The 21,844-nt window shown below is 59.8% G+C and carries 20 protein-coding genes; 3 read left to right on the top strand and 17 right to left on the bottom strand.

The features are described from left to right. Positions 1–126: 126 nt before the first annotated feature. From VGG22_16745 to VGG22_16705, 9 genes are all read right to left on the bottom strand, one after another. On the bottom strand, positions 127–471 hold the full coding sequence (locus VGG22_16745) for a type II toxin-antitoxin system PemK/MazF family toxin (GenBank protein ID HEY1730019.1): 345 nt from the start codon (positions 469–471) through the stop codon (positions 127–129). After that, a complete protein-coding gene (locus VGG22_16740) occupies positions 458–676 on the bottom strand; it encodes a type II toxin-antitoxin system PrlF family antitoxin (protein HEY1730018.1) in 219 nt (72 codons plus the stop codon). The genes VGG22_16745 and VGG22_16740 overlap by 14 nt, the downstream gene beginning before the upstream one ends. A gap of 170 nt (positions 677–846) precedes the next feature. After that, the gene (locus VGG22_16735) at positions 847–1,371 is read right to left on the bottom strand and encodes a hypothetical protein (protein HEY1730017.1); all 525 of its coding nucleotides are present in this window, start codon (positions 1,369–1,371) and stop codon (positions 847–849) included. Between the two features lie 12 nt (positions 1,372–1,383). Next, entirely contained in the window at positions 1,384–1,797 is a 414-nt protein-coding gene (locus VGG22_16730; protein HEY1730016.1) for a hypothetical protein, read from the bottom strand. Next, positions 1,794–3,176, bottom strand: a complete 1,383-nt coding sequence (locus VGG22_16725) for a hypothetical protein (protein HEY1730015.1) — start codon at positions 3,174–3,176, stop codon at positions 1,794–1,796. Before VGG22_16725 ends, VGG22_16730 begins: the two co-directional genes overlap by 4 nt. Positions 3,177–3,190: 14 nt before the next feature. Next, on the bottom strand, positions 3,191–4,576 hold the full coding sequence (locus VGG22_16720; protein ID HEY1730014.1) for a proton-conducting transporter membrane subunit: 1,386 nt from the start codon (positions 4,574–4,576) through the stop codon (positions 3,191–3,193). Further along, positions 4,573–5,139: a hypothetical protein gene (locus tag VGG22_16715; protein HEY1730013.1), complete on the bottom strand. Its 567-nt coding sequence runs from the start codon at positions 5,137–5,139 to the stop codon at positions 4,573–4,575. The genes VGG22_16720 and VGG22_16715 overlap by 4 nt, the downstream gene beginning before the upstream one ends. A gap of 41 nt (positions 5,140–5,180) precedes the next feature. After that, complete coding sequence (locus tag VGG22_16710) at positions 5,181–6,050, bottom strand: NADH-quinone oxidoreductase subunit H (protein HEY1730012.1); 870 nt, start codon at positions 6,048–6,050, stop codon at positions 5,181–5,183. Next, entirely contained in the window at positions 6,047–7,894 is a 1,848-nt protein-coding gene (locus tag VGG22_16705; protein ID HEY1730011.1) for a proton-conducting transporter membrane subunit, read from the bottom strand. The genes VGG22_16710 and VGG22_16705 overlap by 4 nt, the downstream gene beginning before the upstream one ends. Positions 7,895–8,100: 206 nt before the next feature. On the opposite strand from VGG22_16705, the gene VGG22_16700 reads away from it, so the two are divergent. Together VGG22_16700 and VGG22_16695 are read left to right on the top strand one after the other, a co-directional pair. Then, positions 8,101–9,309 carry a hypothetical protein gene (locus VGG22_16700; protein ID HEY1730010.1) on the top strand — a complete coding sequence of 403 codons (1,209 nt, stop codon included), beginning with the start codon at positions 8,101–8,103 and terminating at the stop codon, positions 9,307–9,309. Between the two features lie 258 nt (positions 9,310–9,567). Next, positions 9,568–9,918 (top strand): PIN domain-containing protein, encoded by a 351-nt coding sequence (locus tag VGG22_16695; protein ID HEY1730009.1) that lies wholly within the window; start codon positions 9,568–9,570, stop codon positions 9,916–9,918. Here VGG22_16695 and urtE read toward each other — a convergent pair. From urtE to VGG22_16655, 8 genes are all read right to left on the bottom strand, one after another. After that, entirely contained in the window at positions 9,908–10,612 is a 705-nt protein-coding gene (gene urtE / locus VGG22_16690; protein ID HEY1730008.1) for an urea ABC transporter ATP-binding subunit UrtE, read from the bottom strand. The two genes, VGG22_16695 and urtE, sit on opposite strands and share 11 nt — an antisense overlap. Position 10,613: 1 nt before the next feature. After that, positions 10,614–11,372, bottom strand: a complete 759-nt coding sequence (gene urtD / locus VGG22_16685; GenBank protein ID HEY1730007.1) for an urea ABC transporter ATP-binding protein UrtD — start codon at positions 11,370–11,372, stop codon at positions 10,614–10,616. Continuing rightward, positions 11,369–12,433 carry an urea ABC transporter permease subunit UrtC gene (gene urtC, locus VGG22_16680; protein ID HEY1730006.1) on the bottom strand — a complete coding sequence of 355 codons (1,065 nt, stop codon included), beginning with the start codon at positions 12,431–12,433 and terminating at the stop codon, positions 11,369–11,371. Before urtC ends, urtD begins: the two co-directional genes overlap by 4 nt. Next, positions 12,430–13,341: an urea ABC transporter permease subunit UrtB gene (gene urtB, locus VGG22_16675; protein ID HEY1730005.1), complete on the bottom strand. Its 912-nt coding sequence runs from the start codon at positions 13,339–13,341 to the stop codon at positions 12,430–12,432. Before urtB ends, urtC begins: the two co-directional genes overlap by 4 nt. 16 nt (positions 13,342–13,357) lie before the next feature. Next, positions 13,358–14,563, bottom strand: coding sequence for an urea ABC transporter substrate-binding protein (urtA, locus tag VGG22_16670; GenBank protein HEY1730004.1), 1,206 nt, complete (start codon positions 14,561–14,563; stop codon positions 13,358–13,360). Between the two features lie 120 nt (positions 14,564–14,683). Beyond that, positions 14,684–16,399, bottom strand: a complete 1,716-nt coding sequence (locus VGG22_16665; GenBank protein HEY1730003.1) for a hypothetical protein — start codon at positions 16,397–16,399, stop codon at positions 14,684–14,686. Further along, complete coding sequence (locus tag VGG22_16660) at positions 16,344–17,285, bottom strand: MBL fold metallo-hydrolase (protein ID HEY1730002.1); 942 nt, start codon at positions 17,283–17,285, stop codon at positions 16,344–16,346. Before VGG22_16660 ends, VGG22_16665 begins: the two co-directional genes overlap by 56 nt. A gap of 53 nt (positions 17,286–17,338) precedes the next feature. Beyond that, positions 17,339–20,533, bottom strand: a complete 3,195-nt coding sequence (locus VGG22_16655; protein HEY1730001.1) for an efflux RND transporter permease subunit — start codon at positions 20,531–20,533, stop codon at positions 17,339–17,341. On the opposite strand from VGG22_16655, the gene VGG22_16650 reads away from it, so the two are divergent. Continuing rightward, positions 20,500–21,834: a CoA transferase gene (locus VGG22_16650; GenBank protein HEY1730000.1), complete on the top strand. Its 1,335-nt coding sequence runs from the start codon at positions 20,500–20,502 to the stop codon at positions 21,832–21,834. The two genes, VGG22_16655 and VGG22_16650, sit on opposite strands and share 34 nt — an antisense overlap. Positions 21,835–21,844: the final 10 nt, after the last annotated feature.

Genomic DNA, 21,844 nt, shown 5'->3' with positions numbered 1-21,844 from the left:
GATCCCCTTCATTCGCAGACCCGGACCGGAAGAGGACCGCGACAACATGGCGTGGGGCCGCGGACTGCGATGTCAACTTCTACGTGCTCGCCGTTTATGCGAATGGCGTGAGATCTCGCGCAATTCCTACGCGAGTTGCGGTGCAAGGATGCGTTGCACGATGCGCGCGACTTTTCTCCGGTCAGCATTCGGGAGCATTCCGATACGCTCTGCATCCTGTGCATCGATCGTTGCAATCTTCGCGCACCGCACGAGCGAGGGAACGGGAAGTCCTGCGCGTTTGTGATCTGAAATGAGCACGTCTTCGGACCAGCCGCGGTTCTCAGCGCTGGTGATCATTAGCACCCAAAGTAGGGCGTGTGCGCCTGTCGACGCGATCACAAGAGCCGGGCGGTGCTGCCGCACTGGCCGATCGGTGTACGGAAACGGAACGCGAACGATGCTCCACGGCGCAGAGTCAGAGGTCGCCATAGGCTCGACGGTCGTTGTCGGACGCCCATTCGCCGAATGTCGCGAACGGATTATCGGCGAGGTTCTGGTGCGCCGCCTTGGTTAGAATGACGCGGTTGCCATCGATCGTGTAGGCCAGTTCGTCGCCGCTTGCAACGCGCAATGCGGCGCGGACAGGTTGCGGAATTGTTGTCTGCGCCTTGCTCGTGAGCTTGCTCGTGATCATTGGTAAGGATTTTCCTTTCTGACAGGCATTTTCCTTTCTTCATGTTAGAGTCGGCGCCGTCCAGCAACTTTCGCGATAATTCGTGGCCGCCAATCAGTGCCTAATCGCCGTCTAAAGCGCCACAGCTGTCGCCTAGGACTTGGGACCGCACGCGAAGGGCCGGGATCCTCCTACTTCGAGGAGACTTTCGATTTGGTCATCGGCTTAACCGAAGAAGGCGTCGATCGATCGGGCACAATGTCAAACATAGCGTACGTCAATTTGGCAAAACAAATAGTCTCCGCTCGAACCTGCGCCGTAACGGTGACAACCGCCGCGGTTCGTCGCAAGTTGACCACCATCGCAATCAGCTCCAGAAGATCGCCAGGGATTGCCTTTCCTGTAAAACGCGCAGTGACAATTCCGGAAAGATACGCCATCCGACTCAGATAGTTCGCGGGACCGACAGCGAGTAGTCCACCGAGTTGCGCCATCGCCTCAATCAGTAGTGTTTCGGGAAAGCTACCAACTGTTTCCGAGAACCACGGTTCATTCGCCGAGATGTTCTTGTAACCGCTCGCTTCGGTTAGCGATAATACCTGGATGCGATCCAGGAGCAGCATCGGAAACCGGTGCGGAAGAATGCGTTGGATGGCTCTCGCATCAAACGACTTCGGTTGACTGCTACGTTCGGTTTGCGACTTATTTGACGGCATCGTTTACGTGAATCAGTGGTCCGACTCGAGCAGATCTGCGGCCTCACGCAGCCCAATTTTGATCTGATCGGGACTCGGCGGACAACCTTTGACAATCACTTGTGCTCCGAGTTCTTCGACCGCGCCCCTACCGCTTGCCGGCGCGTCTTTCCAGGGGCCTTCGTTTGCGGCACAATCTCCGATTGCGACGACGATTCGTGGTAACGGAGTTCCCTCGATCGTTGCGTGCGCCGCCGAGCGCATCGCGTCGGTGATCGGGCCGGTTACCGTTACGACGTCCGCGTGCCGCGGTGAAGCCACGATATCCCATCCGTCGGCAGTCATGTCGTAGAACGAATTCGAAAGCGCATTCATCTCGTGCTCGCAGCCATTGCAGCTTCCGCACACCAGGTGGCGAATCCCAAGCGACCTACGAAACGCGCTCATCGATCCGCACACGCGTAGCACAGGTTGAAGCTCTTGTTAACGAGCGGAAAATCTGGGACGATGTTCCCGTCCATTGCGCGCGTAACAAGGGGCCAATTTCGATACGAAGCCGCAATGATGTGGACGCGCTTGAGTTTTCCGTCGCGTCCGATTTGGACAGCGACTAACTCGCGTCCGCGCGGCCCCTCGACAACGCCTATTGCGCTCCCGGGTCGCACCCGTACGTGCATCTGTTGTGACCTGACCGGGACTCCGTTGAGGAGGCGCAACGCCGCAGCAAGGAGACGAAGCGATTCACGAAGCTCGTCGCGCTTGACCTCGCAGCGCGCGAGCGCATCACCGGCGTAGGCGCGTGCCGTTCGCGGCGCGAGCATGCGGTATGCTCCGTAGGTCGTAAACGTGCGCATGTCGAGCTCTCCACCCGACGCACGATACGCAGGACCGACCGCACCGAAGACGCTTGCCGTTTCGTGCGAAAGGACGCCCGCGCCACTCCAGCGCGACAATACCGATCCGTTCCCGAAGAGTGTAGCCAGGTAGGATTCTACATCGCGCCTCAGTGTCTCGACGTGGTCGGCGATATCCAGTTGCGCGATACGGACGCCTCCGGGTACGATCGCATCGAAGAGCAAACGGTGACCGCCGGCTGCAGCGCACAGGCGCATAGCACGTTCTTTGAGACCCATCGCATGCGTGAATCCGGGATTCCATCCGGCTGCCGACGCGCACGCGGCGAGATCTCCAAGGTGATTATAAATCCGCTCCAATTCCGCAAATATGATCCGCACGAGATCGATCTCAACAGAACAGGTCACGCCTGAAAGCTGTTCGAGCGCGAGCGCATAGGCGTACGAACGCGCCGCACTGCATCCGCCGCAAATGCGTGCGATCAGATGCGCTGCATGAATCGGGTCTAGTCCTTCGAGGTGACGCTCGACACCGCGATGCGCGTAGCCGAGCTGCGCATCGAGATAGACCACGGTTTCGCCGCCCGAGCTAAACGTGAAACGTCCCGGTTCGATGATGCCGGCATGTACGGGGCCGACGACCAGGTGCATGAGCCCCTCGCCGTGCGCGATGATCGGTGACGGCATTATGCCGGCTTCGCCCCGTAGCGGTCGAGCGTCCGGAAGCCCGTCAAACTCGACTGCCTGTTCCTGCGCCATTTCTCGCTCGTCCCATGCGAACAGCGGCAATATCGCGGAGACGGAACGTAAGCTCCGTCCCATCCAGTTGAATTCGTAGCGCAGCTCGTACGGGGAGGTGCGATCCAAAAACACATAGTGGCCTGCATCAGGGGTCGCATACGCGCCAATCGGAATGCTGTGTGAGGATTCACGAATGATATCCGCGTGGAATGCTTCCTTGGAGTTGGACACACGCGAGTTTACCATCAGAAGCGTGCGATGCTCTGGACGACGGATTGAAAGAGATCGCCGGCCGGAGTCCACGGCGAGATTGCGAGCACGAGCGCACCCGCAAGTACACATGTGGTTGCGCCGATCGAAAGCCTCGGAATCGTCGCCCCCTGGGGCCTTTTGTTGTGGTCTCGTCCGGCCTCGATCTCAATCGCCGTTCGCGCGAGCGCGACGAATGCGAGCGTCATTCCAAGCAATCCCACAGCGAGCGGCAGCCACTGATGCGCACTTATGCCGGCCCCGATCAGCAAGAGCTCACTAACAAAGAGACCAAATGGCGGCAAGCCGCATAGCGCCATCAAAGCTCCAAGCAGGGTACGTCCGGCGGGACCACTCTCCCACAGCCCATGTAAGTGACGCAACGCGGTTGTTTCCCGCTCCCGCTGCACCATCCCGGCAGAAAGAAATGCCGCCGACTTTGCGGCCGCATGATTCACGATATGGAAAAGCGCGGCGAAGAATCCAAGCGGACCACCAAAGCCTATTGCCAGCGCCACCAGTCCGGCGTGTTCGATCGTCGAATATGCGAGCATGCGCTTGAGATCGTACTGTACGAGCATCAATGCACCGGCCACGACCGCCGACGCGGCACCGAGCGCGAGGAGCATATGCTGCAGTAAGGCGCTTTCGCCGTACGCGAATGCGACGTTCGTGACGCGCATGATCGCGTACAGCGAGCATGATACGAGCACGCCCGAAAGCAGCGCACTAATTGGCGCTGGCGCCTTCGAATGCGCGTCGGGCAGCCACGCGTGCATCGGCACGAGACCCGCTTTGGTAGCGAAGCCCAGGATCAGCAAGCCGACGGCGATCCGTGCGAGGGGCGTTGACGGATGCGTTCCAAAATCGGACCAATCAAGCGTCTTGGCGAGCCGCGCGAGCATTAGAATTCCGAGCAGCGCAAAGCCGAGGCCGACGCTGCATAAGACCAGGTATTTCCACGCGGCTTCAAGAGCCTCGCGCTCTCCGCTAAAGCCGACGAGGAACGCCGTCGCGAGGGTCGTCATCGAGACGCCGAGCCACATCACACCGAAGTTCGTAGACAGAACCACGAGCAACATTGCACTCCAGAACGCGCCCAACAAGAGAAAGTACACCGATTTGCGCGACCAGACTACGTCGCCGACGCCCCAGTCGAACGAGTACATTCCCGTCGAGAACACGGTTGCACAGTAGCTGAGTACCGACACGATGCCGACGAAGAGCAGCGAAAGCCCATTGACGCTGCCGATGAGTGAGAGCGGAAGCAGTGCAGCGATCGTCACGAGCGTCAAACGTACGTATCGACGAATCTGCAACGGCCGGAACGGCATCGCGAGAATCGCTGCAGCAACCGGTGCCACGATGACGCCCACGATCACCCGCGCAACCTCCGCAGTGATGCAACGTCGAGCAGTGGATTGTGCGCGAGGAACGCGCGAACGATCGCGAGCCCGATGAAGGTCACGACGAGCGCATCGAACGATGCACCGAGCTCGACCGCCACCGGCAAGTCGGGAGCGATCGTCGACCCTGCGAGTGTGATACCGGCGCTGAATGCTAAGAGCCCAATGATGTGCGCGATAAGATTCCGCTGGACGACGAGCATGCCGAGCGCGCACAGAATGACGAAAGCGGCTATGTCGACCACAGCGACGTCCTTGAAAGCGACAAATCCAGCGACGACCCGAGCGGCGATAGCGATCACGACCACAAGGACGAGGCGGATTGGAAGCAGTAGCGATGGCCGAAGATCGCGCGTCGCGGGATTTGCGCGTATGAAGAGGTAGATGCCGACCGGCGCGACGACCAGCTTCAAAAATGCCGATCCAATCAATAGCGCGAGGGCAAGTCGCGAGCCGGCTGTTGCGGGAAGAATTGATGCCGTCGCGATCGCGGCGATCGCGAGGTACGCTACTGCGGTAAGCAGCGTGCGCGAACTCAAGATTAGTGCTGCTCCTGCCACCAAGAGCCCCAACTCCAAGGTCATGACGGCAACACCCCGATACGCAGGCAAATGCTTGCAAGCGCCAGGATCAAGGCGCTCGTCATCAGCTGCGGTATTTCGAAAAGCCTGACTTTCGCGAGGGCTGTTTCCACAACTGTGATCGCTATTGCGAGCCCAGCCACCCACACAAGATGCGCTTGCCAATCAGAGCCCGGCAACAAGAAGGAGGCCAGCAGCAAGAAGCAGAGCTGACGGATTTGCGCGGCGAGACTCATCAGCGCCAATTGCCAGCCGCCATATTCGAGAACCAGACCCTCGTGGATCATCGTCAACTCATAGTGCGTCTCTTGATTGTCGATCGGAACGCGCGCGGTCTCCGACAGAAGCACGAGAAAAAACGCTGCGATTGCGAGCAGTCCTGCGATTCCAAACGGAACGCCGACGAGCGATCGAAGTGCGGTTCCATTTCCGATCGCAGCGCCGCCCAAAAGCGCGATCAAGAGCGCCGGCTCGGCTAGGCTCGCAAACGTCATCTCGCGGCTGGCAGCCATTCCGGCAAATCCGCTGCGCGTATCGAGCGCCACGAGCGCCGTTACGAAACGACCGAGCGTAAGGAGCATCGCGAGAGCCACGACGTCAACGATATTGCTTGCAAACGTGTTCGCGAGTGGGATCGCCGCGGCAAATGTCGCAGCGACGCCGAGAGCAACACCTGGAGCGATCAGCGCAAGCACGGAAACGCTATCCGGCAAAAGCGCTTCCTTACGCCATAGCTTTGCAAGGTCGCGATATGCTTGGAGCGGCGACGGTCCCGGCCTTCCCGACAAGCGCGCGCGAAGCGACCTCATGCATCCTTGCAACAACGGAGCCAGGGCGGCAATCGCCAGCACTTGTGCAACGCTCGTCATCGCGTCACCACAAGGGTCAGGGCCATCGTTAGGATTGCGTACATCAGATAAAGCTGGAGACTTCCGCTTTGCACCAACCGCATTCGCCGCGCATTCAAGAGCAGCGCAGCGGAGAAGCGCCGCGCGACTTCATCTATAAGATAGCGGCTTGTCGTACGGTAAGTGATCCGCCGCGGAAACCACGATGAAAATCCGACTTCGACGACGCGGCGACGCTCGGGGGCGAGAAAGAACGCGAAGATCGTGCGCAGCGGCTTGCTGAAGCCGGTTGCGGAATATTGCGCGGAAACTGTCACGGGTGACCCGCACGTCCACGTCGCTACTGCGCGAATGCCGCGGCGACGCGCGAGGGCGTAGGCGGCGAACGCACCGAGAGCTGGGAGAACGATCAAGAATGCCGGCAGTGCCGGTCCTGTTGGGAGCGCGAGCGGCGAGGTTCCGAAGAGCGATTGCGCCACATGCGCAAGGGGGACAATCGCGAGCATGGGGACGATGCCGAGCGTCACGCAACCTATTGCAAGGAGCGCCAGCGCCGCCGCACTTGGATCGAATCGCTCGCGAGGTGCCGTTCGCGCTTCTCGCGCGCGTCCCAAGAACGCGACCCCGAAAACTTTTACGAAACACGCTGCGGCTAGACCGCTCGTGAGCGCGAGCGCGGCGATCGTCGCAATCAATGCGAGTTTGACCGCAAGTCCTGCGTTCGTGATCCCGGCAATCAAACTCTGAAAGGTCATCCACTCGGAGACAAAACCGTTGAATGGCGGCAAGGCGCTGATCGCCGCGCAGCCGATCAAGAAGAGCGGCGCCGTCCACACGAGATCCGCCCACAAACCGCCGAGCCGTTCGAGGTCGACGGTTCCAGCACTATCGGCTACCGTACCCGCGCCGAGGAATAGCAAGCTCTTGAACAAGCCGTGATTGATCGTGTGAAAAAGAGCGGCCATCAGAGCAAGTGCTGCCAGCGCATACGCTCCGGTCGCTTGCATCGTCAACGCCACGCCGAGCCCTATGGCGATGATCCCGATGTTTTCGACAGAATGATACGCGAGCAAGCGTTTCAAGTCGTGATCGACGAGCGCATAGAGCACGCCACCAACGGCGCTGGCCGCTCCGATGAGCATAATCGCAATTCCCCAACCCGTGGTCGCGGGCGCGGCCAGCTCGAGCATTACAAGTGCGAGACCATAAATCGCAATCTTTAGCATCACGCCCGAAAGCATCGCCGATGCATTGGGAGGTGCGACGGGATGTGCGCGCGGCAACCAAAAATGTAGTGGCATCAAACCCGCCTTCGAACCGAAGCCGATGAGTGCGAACGCGAACACGGCGTCGCGAATACCGGCAGGTAAGATCGGCGCTCCGGCAGCGATTCCAGCGAACGACGCGGTTCCCGCATTGATTGCGAGCAGAACAAGCGCAACGAGAATGCACAGCGCACCGCTTTGTGCGACGATAATGTACGTCAAAGTTGCGCGGCGCACGTCGCGCCTCTCGTGGTGCGCCGCAACCAAGAATGCGGAGACGATCGACATCGCTTCCCATGCAAGGAAGAATGCCGTAACGCTCCGCGCAAGCAAGACCAACAGCATCGCAGCCGCGAAAGCCGCGATGAACATAACATCGATAGCGCGGCCGCGGTGCAAACTCCATATGCCGACCGGAATCGCAACCAGGGCGAGCAACGCCATAAACGGTGCGGCAAAGATGACGACGCCGAACTCGAGCCGAAGCATTGGGGAGAACGCATCAAGCGTCCAGATTGACGCCGGGCCATGCCCAAGCGCAACGAACGCAAGAATGGCCGCGACGAACGCCACTCCGAAGAGCGCGCCGACTCCAATCAAGCGCGCCGAATGAGAGCCCACCAAAAAAGCTGGTAACGGCACGAGTATAGTATAGCGCGCCACACGGCTTTTGCGATGACTCTTGTGGCAACTCACCCTTTCCGTTGAGGCGATTCGCCACATAAGGACTCTCGCTACAAGGCCGCTCTCGTCCATCCATGGACTCCGCGGCACGTACGCATCCTGCTACAGAAAGCGAGATCTTCATGTCTATCGCGCCGGCTGCGCTCGAGTTCGGCATTTACCGCGACGGTGACAACAATCTCGATCACGAGCAGGCACTCGTGATCAATCAGGCGTTGAACGTTAGCGACCGCGACTCATCGATTGAATTCGTCGTCGAAGATACGACGTCGCGGCGCGGTCTTCTTCACGAAGGCGCGCTTCGAACCGAGAGCTACCTGATCCGCGACGGGGCCGCGACCGACGTGAAGGTCGAGACGCCGCACGATCCGTCGAGCCGCGAGAATCTCGCCGCGTTCGTTGCGCGTACGCTCGACCGCGCACAGCTGAGCGGTGCGCAACAAACTTGGATCGAGCTGGTCGATCACGGCGGCGGCGACGGCGGAGGACTCGAGAGCGCATCGCACGGTTCGATGATGAGCGAGCGGGACATCGCGGGCGCGATTGCGGACGGGACTGCAATGCACGCGAACGCTCATCCCGAGGACGCAGATCGCAAAGTCGATGGTGTGGTCGCAAACCAGTGCCTAATGGGGACACTCGGCTTCGCCGATGCACTCTCGGCCGCGGGCGTCTCACGCCTCGCTGCGAGCAACGAAATTATGATCGCGCCGGGCGTGCCGACGACCGTCGCTTCGGCAATCGCGCAGCACCTCGAGGATCCCCAAGCGATGGCTCAAAGCATCGTTGCCGCAACAATGGGCGCGCGTTATACGATCGGAAGTGAGGTCTTTGCGCCGGCCGCTTCCTTTTCTGTCCTGGATACGTCGCCGGAAAAAACGGCGCAGATCCGCACGGCCGTGAAAACGCTTGACGACGATCTCGCCGCGGCGATCGAAAGAAATCCGGAGCTCGCACCGCACGTTCGCGCGGATGAACGCAGCGTGCAAGGGATGGCGCGCGGTGAAAAGCAGACGCTTCCATGGCGCGCCGACCGGCCGGCGATCGCGCTCTACGACAAGCTCGCGAGCGACGCGCGTCTTCCGCAAAAGGTACGCGACGATGCAACTGCGGCGGCTGCGTCGGTTCGCAGCTCGGTGCTGGCGCATCGCGAGAGCCGCGAATTTGCACCCTATGGCGGCGTCAGCTACAGCGACGCGGTTGGTCCGACGGTTCACGCGCCGATTCGCGAGAATCAGATCGATCCGTGGGTTCCCCAGATGACCGAGACTGCCAACGCCTTTTGGAAAGCCGTCGATGCCGGTCGCTTGACGGACGCGCTCGTCGCCTAATACGCCCTCGCTTCCTTGGGGATTGCGTCATGTATATAATCTATGCATACTGATGCATATGAGAACCACACTGATACTTGATGACGAGTTGGTTGACAGGGCTCGCGAATTGACTGGCATTCAGGAGAAGACGGCCCTTGTACACGCGGGCTTGAGGATGCTCGTCGAGCGCGCAGCGGCACGGCGCTTGATGCAGCTTGGAGGCACCATGCCTCAAGCCCGTCCTATACCGAGGCGTAGGCAGTCGCCTGCAAAGCGGTGACCCTCGTCGACACGTCCGTTTGGATCGACTACTTTCGCCGCGGGAATTCGAAGCTCGAAGACTTACTCGAAGACGACACGGTGCTAACCCATCCATTCGTAATCGGCGAGCTCGCGTGCGGTGCGTTGCCGGATCGACGCCGGATCCTCGCCGATCTTGCAGTTTTACCGAGGACGAACGTTGCACATCACGACGAGGTGTTGCATCTCGTCGAAAACCGCGCTCTTTGGAGTCAAGGCGTCGGCTGGATCGATTGCCATCTACTCGCGTCCGCCATCATTTCACGCTGCAACTTATGGACACTCGATCTCGCCTTGCAACGCGCGGCCGCGGCCGTTATACGCTGAGAAGCGAAGCCACGTCGTCTGGGCTTTCACCCCGCGTGCTTCCTGTGCGCACGATTGCACCTCGCTGCATCACGTAGTAGCGTTCCGCAATCGACCATGCAAAGTCGAGATGCTGCTCGACAAGCAATACAGCGACTCCGAAGTCTTTACGAATCGACGCCAGCGCCGCCTCGATTTCCTGAACGATCGAAGGCTGAATGCCTTCAGTCGGCTCGTCGAGGAGTAAAAGACGCGGCTCGCCGATGAGCGCACGCCCGATCGCCAGCTGTTGTTGCTCGCCACCGCTTAGGACGCCGCCCTTTCGAGCTCGAACGCGCGATAGGGTCGGAAAGAGCCCGAAGACGCGATCGAGCACCGAGTCGGAACGCTTGGGGCGGCCGGTCAGCGCGGACGCGCCCATCGCAAGGTTCTCCTCGACCGTGAGATGCGGAAAGATGCCGCGACCTTGCGGAACGTATCCGATACCGATGCGCGCACGGCGATGCGGCTGCATCGACGTCACATCACCGTCGTCGAAAAGGACGCGGCCCTGGTTGTTGCGGTGCAGTCCGATAATCGAACGCAGCAGTGTCGTTTTCCCGACGCCGTTGCGGCCGAGCAGCGTCACGGCTTCGCCGGCGCCGACCGTAAGATCCACGCCGGAGAGGACCTGGCTTTCACCGTATGCCGCGCCGACGCGTTCTAGGTTCAGCACGCTATGCCACGTTCTCGCGTCCGAGATAGACGGCCGCGACCTGCGGATTGCGACGCACTTCTTCTATGGTACCGTGCGCCAGAAATCGTCCCATGTGCAGCACGCTGACCGGCGCAGCAAGATATCCGACGAAGTCCATGTCGTGATCGATAACGACGAACGCGTGACGGCCCGCAAGCGAGCGAATCAATTGCGCCGTCAACTCCGCTTCGCGATGGGTCATGCCTGCGGCAGGTTCATCGAGCAGCAGCAAATCCGAATTCGAGGCAACGACCATCCCGATTTCGAGCCATTGCTTCTCCCCGTGGGAAAGATGTGCGGCAAGATAGTCGCGCTTTGGAGCCAGGCCGATCGTCTCGAGCACTTCGTCGACCCGGGCGCGCGAACCGTTGAGCGTAAATGTCCCCAGCGCTCGCAGCGCGCCTCGGTTGTGGGTCGCCGCCACGGCGAGATTCTCGCCTACACTCAGCGCCTCGAGCACCCCGGGCGTTTGAAATTTGCGGCAGATGCCGCGCCGAACGATTTCATGTTCGGGCAGCGCGCTGATGTCTTCGCCCTTGAACATGATACGTCCGGACGTCGGACGCACGCGGCCGATGATCGCATCCAGCAATGTGGACTTGCCCGCACCATTCGGCCCGATCAGAACGTGCACGGCGCCGGTTTCGACGCCAAACGTAACGTCGTCGAGCGCTTTATAGCCTTCGTACGAGACCGTCAAACCGTCGACGAGCAGGAGCGACCGATCCGAGCCGCTCATTCGATTGCGGGTTCCACGCGTGGACGGCGCTTCATCAATGCGGCAACGCGAACGGCGGCGACCTGCGCGAGCGGGACGAGCCCACGCGGCGCAACGGTCACGACAACGACGAAGAGCGCACCGACGATATACAGCCACGCGTTCGGAAACGCGCTGCTGATCCAATCCTTTCCGAAATTGACGAGCAGCGTCCCGACGATCGCGCCAAGCAAGCTGTCGCGGCCGCCGACCGCAACCCAAATGACCATTTCGATCGAGGGGACGACGCCGAACATTGCCGGCGAGATGTCGCCGATGCTGAGCGTCACGAGCGCACCCGCGATTCCCGCAAGCGCACCTGCGATCGCGAATGCGATCATCTTGAACGGAACTGGATTATAGCCGAGGAATCGCACGCGGTTCTCACCGTCGCGAATCGCAAGGAGCAGCCGTCCAAAACGTGATTGGATGATGTAGCGCAAAACGTAGAAAGCGACCGCGAGGATCGCGAGCGTCACGAAATAGAGTGCGAGCTGCGTTTTCGGATCCGTGAGCTGCAATCCAAAAACGTCGCTAAAGTTCGTCAGCCCGTTGAATCCGCCGGTGTACGGCTGCTGGCTGATGATCAGTGTTGCGGCAGCCAAGACGAGCGCTTGTGTGATGATTGCGAAGTACGGGCCGCTGACGCGACGCCGGAATACGAGGAACGCAAGTACGAGAGCTGCCGCGCCGGGGACGACGATGACCGCTGCCAGCGCGACGGCCGGATAGCGAAACGGCTCCCACCACCAAGGGAGCGTTGAGACGCCGTTCCATTCCATGAAGTCGGGTAGTTGGCCGGGACCAGCGGCTGAAAGCTTCAGATACATCGCCAGCACGTAACCGCCGAGACCGAAGAACAAACCCTGTCCAAGGCTGAGGATTCCACCCGTCCCCCAGATCAGCGAGATGCCGAGCGCGAGAATCGCGAACGCTAAGAACCTGCCGAGTATCGTGACTTCGTATCCGGAAAGATACAACGGCGCGCATGCCGCGATTACAAACAGGGCCGGGTACAAAAGCTCTTTGCGCGGGATGTTCATGCTTCGTCGAGCGCCCTCGAGCGCGACGACGCGATACCGCGCGGCCGGAATTGAATGAAGACAATAACGAAGACGAGCAACAGCACGTCGGAGAAACTTTGACTGGTGACGATCTGTGCCGTCGCCGAGAACAGCCCGACGATTACGGCTGCCGCCAGCGTTCCGGCGAGGCTACCGAGACCGCCTAAGATGACGACGAGAAATGCGTAGACGATATAACCTTGGCCGACCGTCGGTGTGACCGGCGCAATCAAGGTGAGCGCTGCACCCGCCAATCCGGCTATGCCGGTGCCGAGTGAGAACACGCAAAGGTCCACCCAACGCGTGTCCGCGCCGAGTGCGTCCGCCATTCCGCGGTCTTGATGCACCGCGCGCACGAGCATTCCAAGCCTCGTGCGCATGATCAGCAGTGTCACGCCGCCCAACACGATCGCCGCTACGACGATAATGAAGACGCGCACGAGCGGGATCGAAAGCCCGGTCAATGCCGTGCCTCCAATGGCTAATGATCCCGCAAGCCACGACGGCGCAGTCACCTCGACGCCGATCGGGCCGAAGATACTGCGCGCAGCCTGTTGTAAGATGAGACTCACGCCCCACGTCGCGAGAAGCGTGTCAAGCGGCCTCCCGTAGAGCTTTCGGATGAGCGTCGCTTCCATCAGCGCACCAAACGCGGCGGCGCCGAAAAACGCGACGACCAAACCGATGAGAAAACCGGTGCTCTTTCCGAAAAGCAGCGTGCACACGTATGCGATGTAGCCGCCCATCATCAACATCTCGCCGTGCGCCATGTTGATGACACGCATTAACCCAAAACTCAGAGCGAGTCCGAGCGCCGCCAAGAGGAGAATCGAGGCGACGCTAATCCCATTGAAAAGCTGACCTGCAACGAGAACGGACTCGCTCATCGCGATATGGTGCCTTTTAGACCGAGCAGACCTTGCCCGGGAAGGAGAGCGGATCGTAAGGCACCGGCGCGATCGGTCCCTTCGATTGCCAGATGATCTTGAACTGTCCGCTGGGCAAGAGCTCGCCCACGAATCCTGTCTGGACCAGGCTTTGGTTGGCAGCGAACTTCGTTTCGCCCATCCCATAGTCGGAATACTTCAGCCCTGTCGCGGCCTTTCGAACTTTGTCGATATCGAAACTCTTGGCTTTTTCGACTGCGGCCGCCCACGTATAGACGTCGAGATAACCGTGTATCATCGGGTCGTCGATCGGTTGATCGGGATATTTGGCATGATATGCGGCGACGAACTTCTTGTTGACCGGATCGGGAAGACTTTCGAAATAGTTCCATGCCGCATAGCTGCCTTGCAGCAACGACGGCCCGATGGACTTTGCTTCGGGTTCGGCGATGCTGAAGGACATCACGGGAAGTTTGGATTCCGTGAGCCCGGCGGCGGCCATTTGCTTAAAGAACGATACGTTGCTGTCGCCGTTGAGCGTATTGAAGATGATCGACGGCTGCGCCAGCTTGATCTTGTTGACGATCGCGCTGAAGTCGGTGCCGCCGAGCGGTACATACTCTTCGCCGGCAACGGTGAGCCCGTCGTGCACGATGTGCTTCTTCAAGATCAGGTTCGCCGTCCGCGGAAAGACGTAGTCCGAACCGAGAAGGAAGTAACTCTTATATCCTTTAGACTTCGCCCAATCGAGCGCGGGAAGAATCTGCTGGTTCGGCTGCGCTCCCGAATACATGATGTCTTTCGAGCATTCGTTGCCTTCGAACTGAACCGGATACCATAGCAATCCGTGGAAACGTTCGAAAACGGGCAACATTGCCTTGCGGCTCGCCGACGTCCAGCCGCCGAAAACGGTGACGACTTTGTCTTGTTGGACGAGCTTTTGAGCTTTTTGCGCAAAAATCGCTGGGTCGGAACCGCCATCCTCGACGACCGGCTCGATCTGCTCGCCCATGACGCCGCCTTTGGCGTTGATCTCATCGATCGCCAACAGTGTCGCGTTCTTGACGGTGACTTCACTAATCGCCATCGTGCCGCTCAGCGAGTGCAGCACGCCTACCTTGACCGTGCCGGCAGCGGATGTCGGCGTTATCGATAGCGAGCTAAGCAAAAAAAATGATGCCGCGAGCAAACTGAATGCTCGCGCCAACGGTTGTTTGGACATTCTTCCTCCGAGCCGTTATGTGTGGAGTGCGGGCTTTCCGGAGTTCAGAGTAGGCCGCCGTTCGCTATTTGGAACACCATGTCGCAGGACGGCTGTCATTTTGTCCGTGGCGCGACGTGGCTATGGCGAGGACGATGGGGATGGTTCCACAGATGGCGTTTCGCTTGGCAACGGACTTGGCGAAGGCGATGGTTTCGGGAAACACCCGTCGGGCGCGCTTTGCGGTGGAACCGCCGGAAGCGGCGCCGTACTCGTCATCCCGATCTCAATCGGGTAATTCGAGCCGCCTTCCGTCATCGTTATAACCGTCGATGCAGCTTGCTGTTGCGGCGGCATCGTGTACGCCATGACTTGATAGCGCTGCGGAACGCGCACGCAACCGAGCTCCTTGATCTGTCCGTCGACGATGAACGTGCTTCGCGTTGGCCCGCCAAGCGGCTTCTCATAGAGATAGAGCGTCTGCGGCGTATTTCCGGGATTGTCGATGTCGAACGTAATACGATGAATGACGCCGTAGTCACCGTAGTCGTGCCCGGGGCCGCTCGGATCGAGGTTACGTGGCGTCGTGTCACGCGTACCGTACTCGTAGGTCACATCCGGTCCTCCGACGCTGTACGTCAGCGACTGAATTCCGAAGCCACCGAGATCGAACGTTCCGCGCCGATGGTGCCCGTCGGGCGATGCGAATCCCGCTGTGTATTTGTGCCAGTCGTCTCCGGCCGGGTACGCGATAACACTGACCGTCACCGGGGCACCACCGACTACGCGAACATCAGCCGCTCCCGCAACGAGCTCACCCGCCAGTATCATCGAGTTGCGTAATATGAACGGCGTCGCCGGCGTAACGCTGGTGACGATTCCCTCGTTGCGCGGCTCCGCCAGCATAAACGCTTTTGAAACGAGATGACCGACGCTCATGACGTCGAGATCGGGACCGCCGTCGGCGTCAATTACTTGAACTTGGCTCTCGCCATCCGAGCTGATGACGATCGCGATGTCTTTCGGCAGATTCAAGTCGTCATGATAGTAATAAAGTCGCGTCGGCTTATCGACCGTAACCGTACCGCTAAAAAGCACGCCGAGTCCGCTGACGTATTCCGGATCGTCATCGTAGAAGAGTTGCACCGGTGGTGCCGGCACAAGCGTCATGTTCGTCACCGTGACGCTCGTGATGCCCGTTACCGTCGCAGTCGCTTCGGAACCCGCGACTGTAACCGGGATTGCAACGTTCGCGACGCCTTCGGGTTGCAACGGCGGCGGATCGCGCGGCAAAGGTCCATAAGCAATTGACGCGCCCGCAACGAGTGTCGGGCGAATTGCGCGATCGAGCTCAGCTTGGATTTGCCGCATCAAGAATTGAGGGCCGGCCGGCGATCCGGTAACGGTCAGCGACAGCGTCGCGGGAACTGTTCCGGCCGGCGGACCGACACGCACTTGCACGTCGACCGATGCGCCGGCTTGATCGATGATGTGCAAGGTTGCTGCACCCAGCTGCTGTCCGATGACGTGGATCGTCGTTTGATCGACCGTGACTTGCGCAATCGGGTTTGAGAGTTGCGCGGTCAGCGCGCCGGTCGCGCCGAGAATCTTCACGTCCTGGCTTCCGCCGACCGTAAGCGTAAAACTCACGGGTTGGGCCACCAAGAACGGCGCGGGTGTCGGACTCACAGATGGTAGCGGCGTCGCAGTCAGCGGAGTTGGAGCCGGCTCGGGAGTGGTTTGCGCTTGCGCTGGGACGGGCGCGTGAACGAAGGCTACCAGAACGACGAGTATTGCGAGTCTACGTGCGCCGATACCGGTACATACCTGCTTGCTGAATTTTCTCAACGCTGCCATTTGCGCGAAGGTGTTCGAGATGAGCCAACGTCTCAACAAGGGCAAAGCTCCGTTCGCTTGCCGGTAGATCCTCGAAGCGGCTCAGGTTCCTTCGCCATGTGAGCTGCGACGCCACCTCCGTACCCGTCATGAGTCCGCTCAGAACATTCTGGAGTTGCGTTTCGCGCTCGGCGTGGTGGGCGATCAGTTCTTCGATCCGCCCCGGAAGATCATCGATGGGTTCGCGGTGCGCGGGCAGTGCGCTCTTCGCGCCGAGAGTCGCTACTTTGCGAAGCGATTCCAGAAACATTCCGAGTGGATCGCCGTCGTCCGCGTGCCAAAAACCGATGTGCGGCGTAATTCGTGGAAGCACGTGGTCGCCGCTCAGCAATACCTTGCGCTCGTCGTCATACAAGCAAATATGTCCGGGCGTATGACCCGGCGTCCACACGACGCGAAAGCGATGACTTCCGATGCGCAGCTCTTCGCCGTCCGCAAGTTCCCGGTCGGGGGCTTTCAGCGTGTAGCGCCGAGCGAAGAGCCGCCCGCGATCTTCCGCGGCGTGGCCTTCGATTGAAAATCCGTTACTTGCCAGCCACGCATCGCGCCGCTGCAAATCGGATTCGATGTGCCGAAAGCGCGTATCAAGAATTGCCCAATCGGCCGGATGCATCATCAGTTTTGCACCACCAAGCTCGGCGATCGTGCCGGCCATCCCGTAGTGGTCGGTATGATAATGGGTCGCAATCACCCACGAGATTTGATCGATGCTCTTGCCGAGGTCGCTCAGCGCGTCTTCAAGCGTCTGCAAGACTTCGGGCAGTCCCCATCCGCAATCGACGAGCGTGTAGCCGTCGTCGCCCTCGATCAAGTACGCATTGATGTACTTGAGCGCATGATCCGTCATCGGCAGCCGAATCTGTTCGATGCCGTCGCCGCGTGAGCTGTGCGTCGTTTCGATTATCGGTGTCCCTCAGTTTCAGTTGGGACGACAACTCCATGACCGTTACCGTTCTTGCCGTTCGCGAAGCGCGCACGCAATGCGCCGAGCGGACGCAAGGGACGATCCCCGTCCTTACGGCTGAAGAGCCGCACGATGAACACATAGAGCACCGGGATGACATACAAATTGAGAATCGTCGAGAGCACCATCCCGAAGAAGACGACGGTGCCCAGCGAATTGCGCGCGTGGCTGCCGGCCCCGGTCGCAACGACCAGTGGTACGACCGAAAGAATGAACGCGATTGACGTCATCAAGATCGGGCGCAGACGAATCTCGGCTGCCATCTTGACGGCTTCTTCCGGCGTCTTTCCAAGCTCACGCTGCTGATTCGCGAACTCGACGATCAAGATGGCGTTCTTGCTCGCGAGCCCGATCAACATAACGTAGCCGACTTGCGCGTAGACGTCGCTCGCGAAGCCGCGTGTCCAGAGTCCGATCAACGCGCCCAGAATCGCAAGCGGAACGGTGAACAGAATGATCAGCGGTTCCGTGAAGCTCTCGTATTTCGCCGAGAGCACGAGAAACGTGAAGAGAATTCCTAAGAGGAAGATCATCAGCGACTGCCCGCCGGCGGTCGTCTCTTCGAGCGCGATACCGGTCCATTCGTACTGAACGCCGGCCGGCAGATTCTTCGCCACACGTTCCATTGCAGCCAACGCATCGCCGCTGCCGTGACCGGGCGCTGCTTGTCCGAGCACTTCGATGTTGCGGAAGAGATTGTAGTGGGTGATGACGGGCGCTGCCAGACCCGGATGCACACTAACGATATCCGAAAGGGGAATCGAACCGCCGCCGGACGAGCGTACGAAAATTCGTTGGAAGTTTAGCTGCGAGAGCCGGTACGACGTATCGGCCTGAGCGTAGACGCGGAACGAACGGTTGAGATACGTGAAATCATTGATGTAGTCGGATCCCATGTAGATCGCAAGCGTACTGAACACGTCCGCAATCGAGACACCGATTTGCTGCGCCTTGTCGCGATCGATGTCGACGACTAATTCGGGAGCATTCGCATGGAAGGTCGTGTAGATCGAGCGTAGGTTCGGATCTTGGTTCGCGCTGCGAACGAATTGCTTCGCCGCCGCACTTAGTGCCGAAAGGCCGATGTTGCCGGTATCCTCCAGCTCGAACTGAAATCCGCCGACGTTACCGACGCCGGAAATTGCCGGCGGATTGAACGCTACGATCGATCCCTCGGGAATCTGCGAGAGCTTGGCGTTCAAGCGGCGCAAGATCGCGGCTAGAGTGTGCTGCGCACCAGGCCGCTCGCCCCACGGTTTGAGATGCGCGAACATCAATCCGAAGTTCGGGCCCTGTCCTACGAAGCTGAAACCTTGAATACTGAAAAGATCGAGCACATCGGGCTCCGCACGAATGACCTGCTCGGCTTTGAGCGCGACCGATGACGTATGGGGTAGCGACGACCCATCCGGAGCCTGCAACAAGACGAAGAAATAGCCGACGTCCTCGTCCGGAATGAACGCGGTCGGCGTGCGCGTAAAGACGTATCCGGTTACCAGCAACCCGATTGCGAAGAGCGCGCCGACGACTTTGCCGTGCCGCATCGTCGGCACGAGCGTCCGATCGTACGCCGTCCGCATCCACTGAATGACGGCGTTGATGATATCGAAGAATCGGCCGTGCGAGCCTTCTTCGGAGCTGATCAACAAGCGCGAGAGCACCGGCGTGAGCGTCAGCGAGCAGAATAGCGAGATGCCGATCGCGCATGCGATCGTCAGCGCGAACTGCTGATAAAGCCGTCCCGTCGTTCCCGGAAAGAAACCGACCGGAACGAAGACCGAGAGCAGCACCAGCGAACTCGCGATGACGGCGCCATAGATCTCTTTGAGCGCCTGCTGCGCGGCCTCCATGCGTTCCATGCCTTTGTCTTGGATGAAACGCGCGATGTTTTCAATGACGACGATCGCGTCATCAACGACGAGTCCGGTCGCCAACGTCAAGCCGAAGAGCGTGAGCGTATTGATCGTGAAACCGAAGACCTTCATTAAAAAGAAGGTTCCGATCAATGAGATCGGGATCGTGATCGCCGGGATCAGCGTGGTGCGCCAATCTTGCAAGAACAAGAAGATCACGATGACGACCAGCGCGATCGCCATCAGCAGCGTGATCAAGACTTCCTTGATCGACTCGCGGACGAACTCGCTCGAATCGAAAGCCAGGCCGTACTTCATACCGGGCGGGAAATGTTTGGAGAGCTCGGCCATCGTCACGCGCGCGCGCTGCGAGAGATCGAGTGCGTTCGCACTCGGCAGCTGAAGCACCGCGATGCCGACCGACGGGCGGCCGTTGAAGCGCAGCTCGGTTGAATAATCTTGCGCACCGAGCTCGACGTGACCGACGTCGCGCATGCGTACGAAGCCGCCGTTTGCCGTCGTCCTCACGATGATGTTGCCGAACTGCGCCGGATCGGCTAGGCGGCCGCTGACGTCGATCGGGATCTGGAACGGCGTATCGTTCGGAATCGGCGGCATGCCGAACGCACCGGCCGGGACTTGCACGTTCTGCGCTGCGATCGCATTGGTGACATCGAGGGCGGTGAGTCCGAGCGCATTCAACTTCTTGGGGTCGATCCAGACGCGCATCGCGTACCGGCGATCGCCGAACGTGTGCACGTCGCCCGCACCTTTGATGCGTTTGAGCGCGTCGACCAAATAGATGTCGGCGTAGTTGGCGATGAAGAGCCGGCTGACGCTCGGATCGGTGGCGTAAAGGCCGAACGCGATCACGAACGAGCCGGAGTTCTTCTTGATAACAAGTCCGGTCTGCTGTACTGCCAGCGGCAGGACGCCGAGCGTGCTGTTCGCAGCATTCTGTACGTCGGTCGCGGCGATATCGAGATTCGTATCGAGCGAGAACGTGCACGTAATCGTGACCGTGCCGTTATTCGTGCTCTGCGAGCTGATGTAACGCAGGCCCTCAGTGCCGTTGATCGCTTCTTCCAGGGGGATCGTAACGGTTTGCTCGACCGTCTCCGCGCTTGCGCCGACATATGTCGCGGTGACGGTGACGGTCGGCGGCGCGATTTGCGGATACTGAGAGATCGGAAGCGCCGGGATCGTGATCAACCCGACCAACACGATAAAGAGCGAGCAAACCGATGCAAAGATCGGCCGCCGCAGGAAGTAATTCACTCGCCAAGGAGGTTGGCCGCGAGCCCTTGGAATTCCGGCTTATGGCTTCCAAAGCAGCCCCTCGGCCGCTCCGCGGCGTGCGCGTCCTCGATTGCGCAACGATGATCGCAGGACCACTGTGTGCAACGCAACTCGGCGATTACGGCGCAGAAATCGTCAAGCTCGAGCAACCGGGTAAAGGCGATCCCGCGCGACACTTCGGCGCGGAGAAGCACGGCGAAGGGATTTACTGGAAAACGCTTTCGCGCAACAAAGCGAGCGTCGCACTCGATCTTCATAAAACTGAAGCGCAGCAAATTTTTCGACGCTGGCTCGGAACGTTCGATATTTTGATCGAAAATTTCCGGCCCGGTACGCTCGAGCGTTGGAATCTCGATCCAAACGAACTTCTCGCGCAACATCCGCGCTTGATCGTGTTGCGCATGACGGCATTCGGACAACAAGGTCCATATCGCGACCGCGCTGGTTTCGGAACACTCGCCGAAGCGATGACCGGAATCGCGGCGGTTACCGGTTGGGAAGACCGTCCGCCGCTTCTTCCACCCTTCGCGCTCGCCGACACGATGGCGGCGATGTTGGCGACGAGCGCAGTTCTCGCAGCCTACCTTCGCGCGCGAGATTCAGGCGAAGGCGAGATCATCGACTGCGCAATCTACGAAGCCGCAATGAAGCTCACCGAGCTGCACATGATGGACTACGATCAAACGCGCCATGTTGCGATTCGCAAAGGCAACGAGCTCGAGTTCACGGCGCCGCGCGGCGCGTTTGCGTGCAGCGACGGTTTGTGGGTCGCCTTATCCGGCAGCTCCCAATCGATCGCCGAACGGTTTATTCACGCCATCGGGGGCGACGAGCTGGCGAAGGATCCGCGCTTCAAGACGAATACGGATCGAATCAAAAACGGCGATGCGCTCAATCGTGCGATCGAAGCCTGGTGCAAAGTCCGCACGCGACCAGACGTTCTCGACACCTTGATTCCGCTCGGCTGCGCAATCGGACCGCTCGAAACGATTCAAACGATCTTCGACAATCCGCAGATCCAGTTTCGCGAATCCTACGTTACAGTCGAAGATCCGACCTTCGGCGCGCTGCGCATGATGCGCGCGCAACCCGAATTCTTGCGCTCGGAACCGGCCACGCTCGTACCTGGACCCTCGGAAGTCGGCGCCGACACGGCGCGGTTATTGAAGCGTGACCTCGGCCTATCGGACGCGGAAATCCAGGCGTTGCGCGGCCAGAGTGTCATCCCGAGCGTAGCGCCGCAGGCGCGTAGTCGAGGGACAGAAACCATCATCGCTTAAGCATTTTTCG

The organism is Candidatus Baltobacteraceae bacterium, from assembly GCA_036489885.1.
Taxonomy (GTDB): Bacteria; Vulcanimicrobiota; Vulcanimicrobiia; order Vulcanimicrobiales; family Vulcanimicrobiaceae; genus JAFAMS01.
The sequence above is the reverse complement of the archived record's forward strand: the minus strand, read 5'-3'. Positions and strand labels throughout refer to the sequence as shown.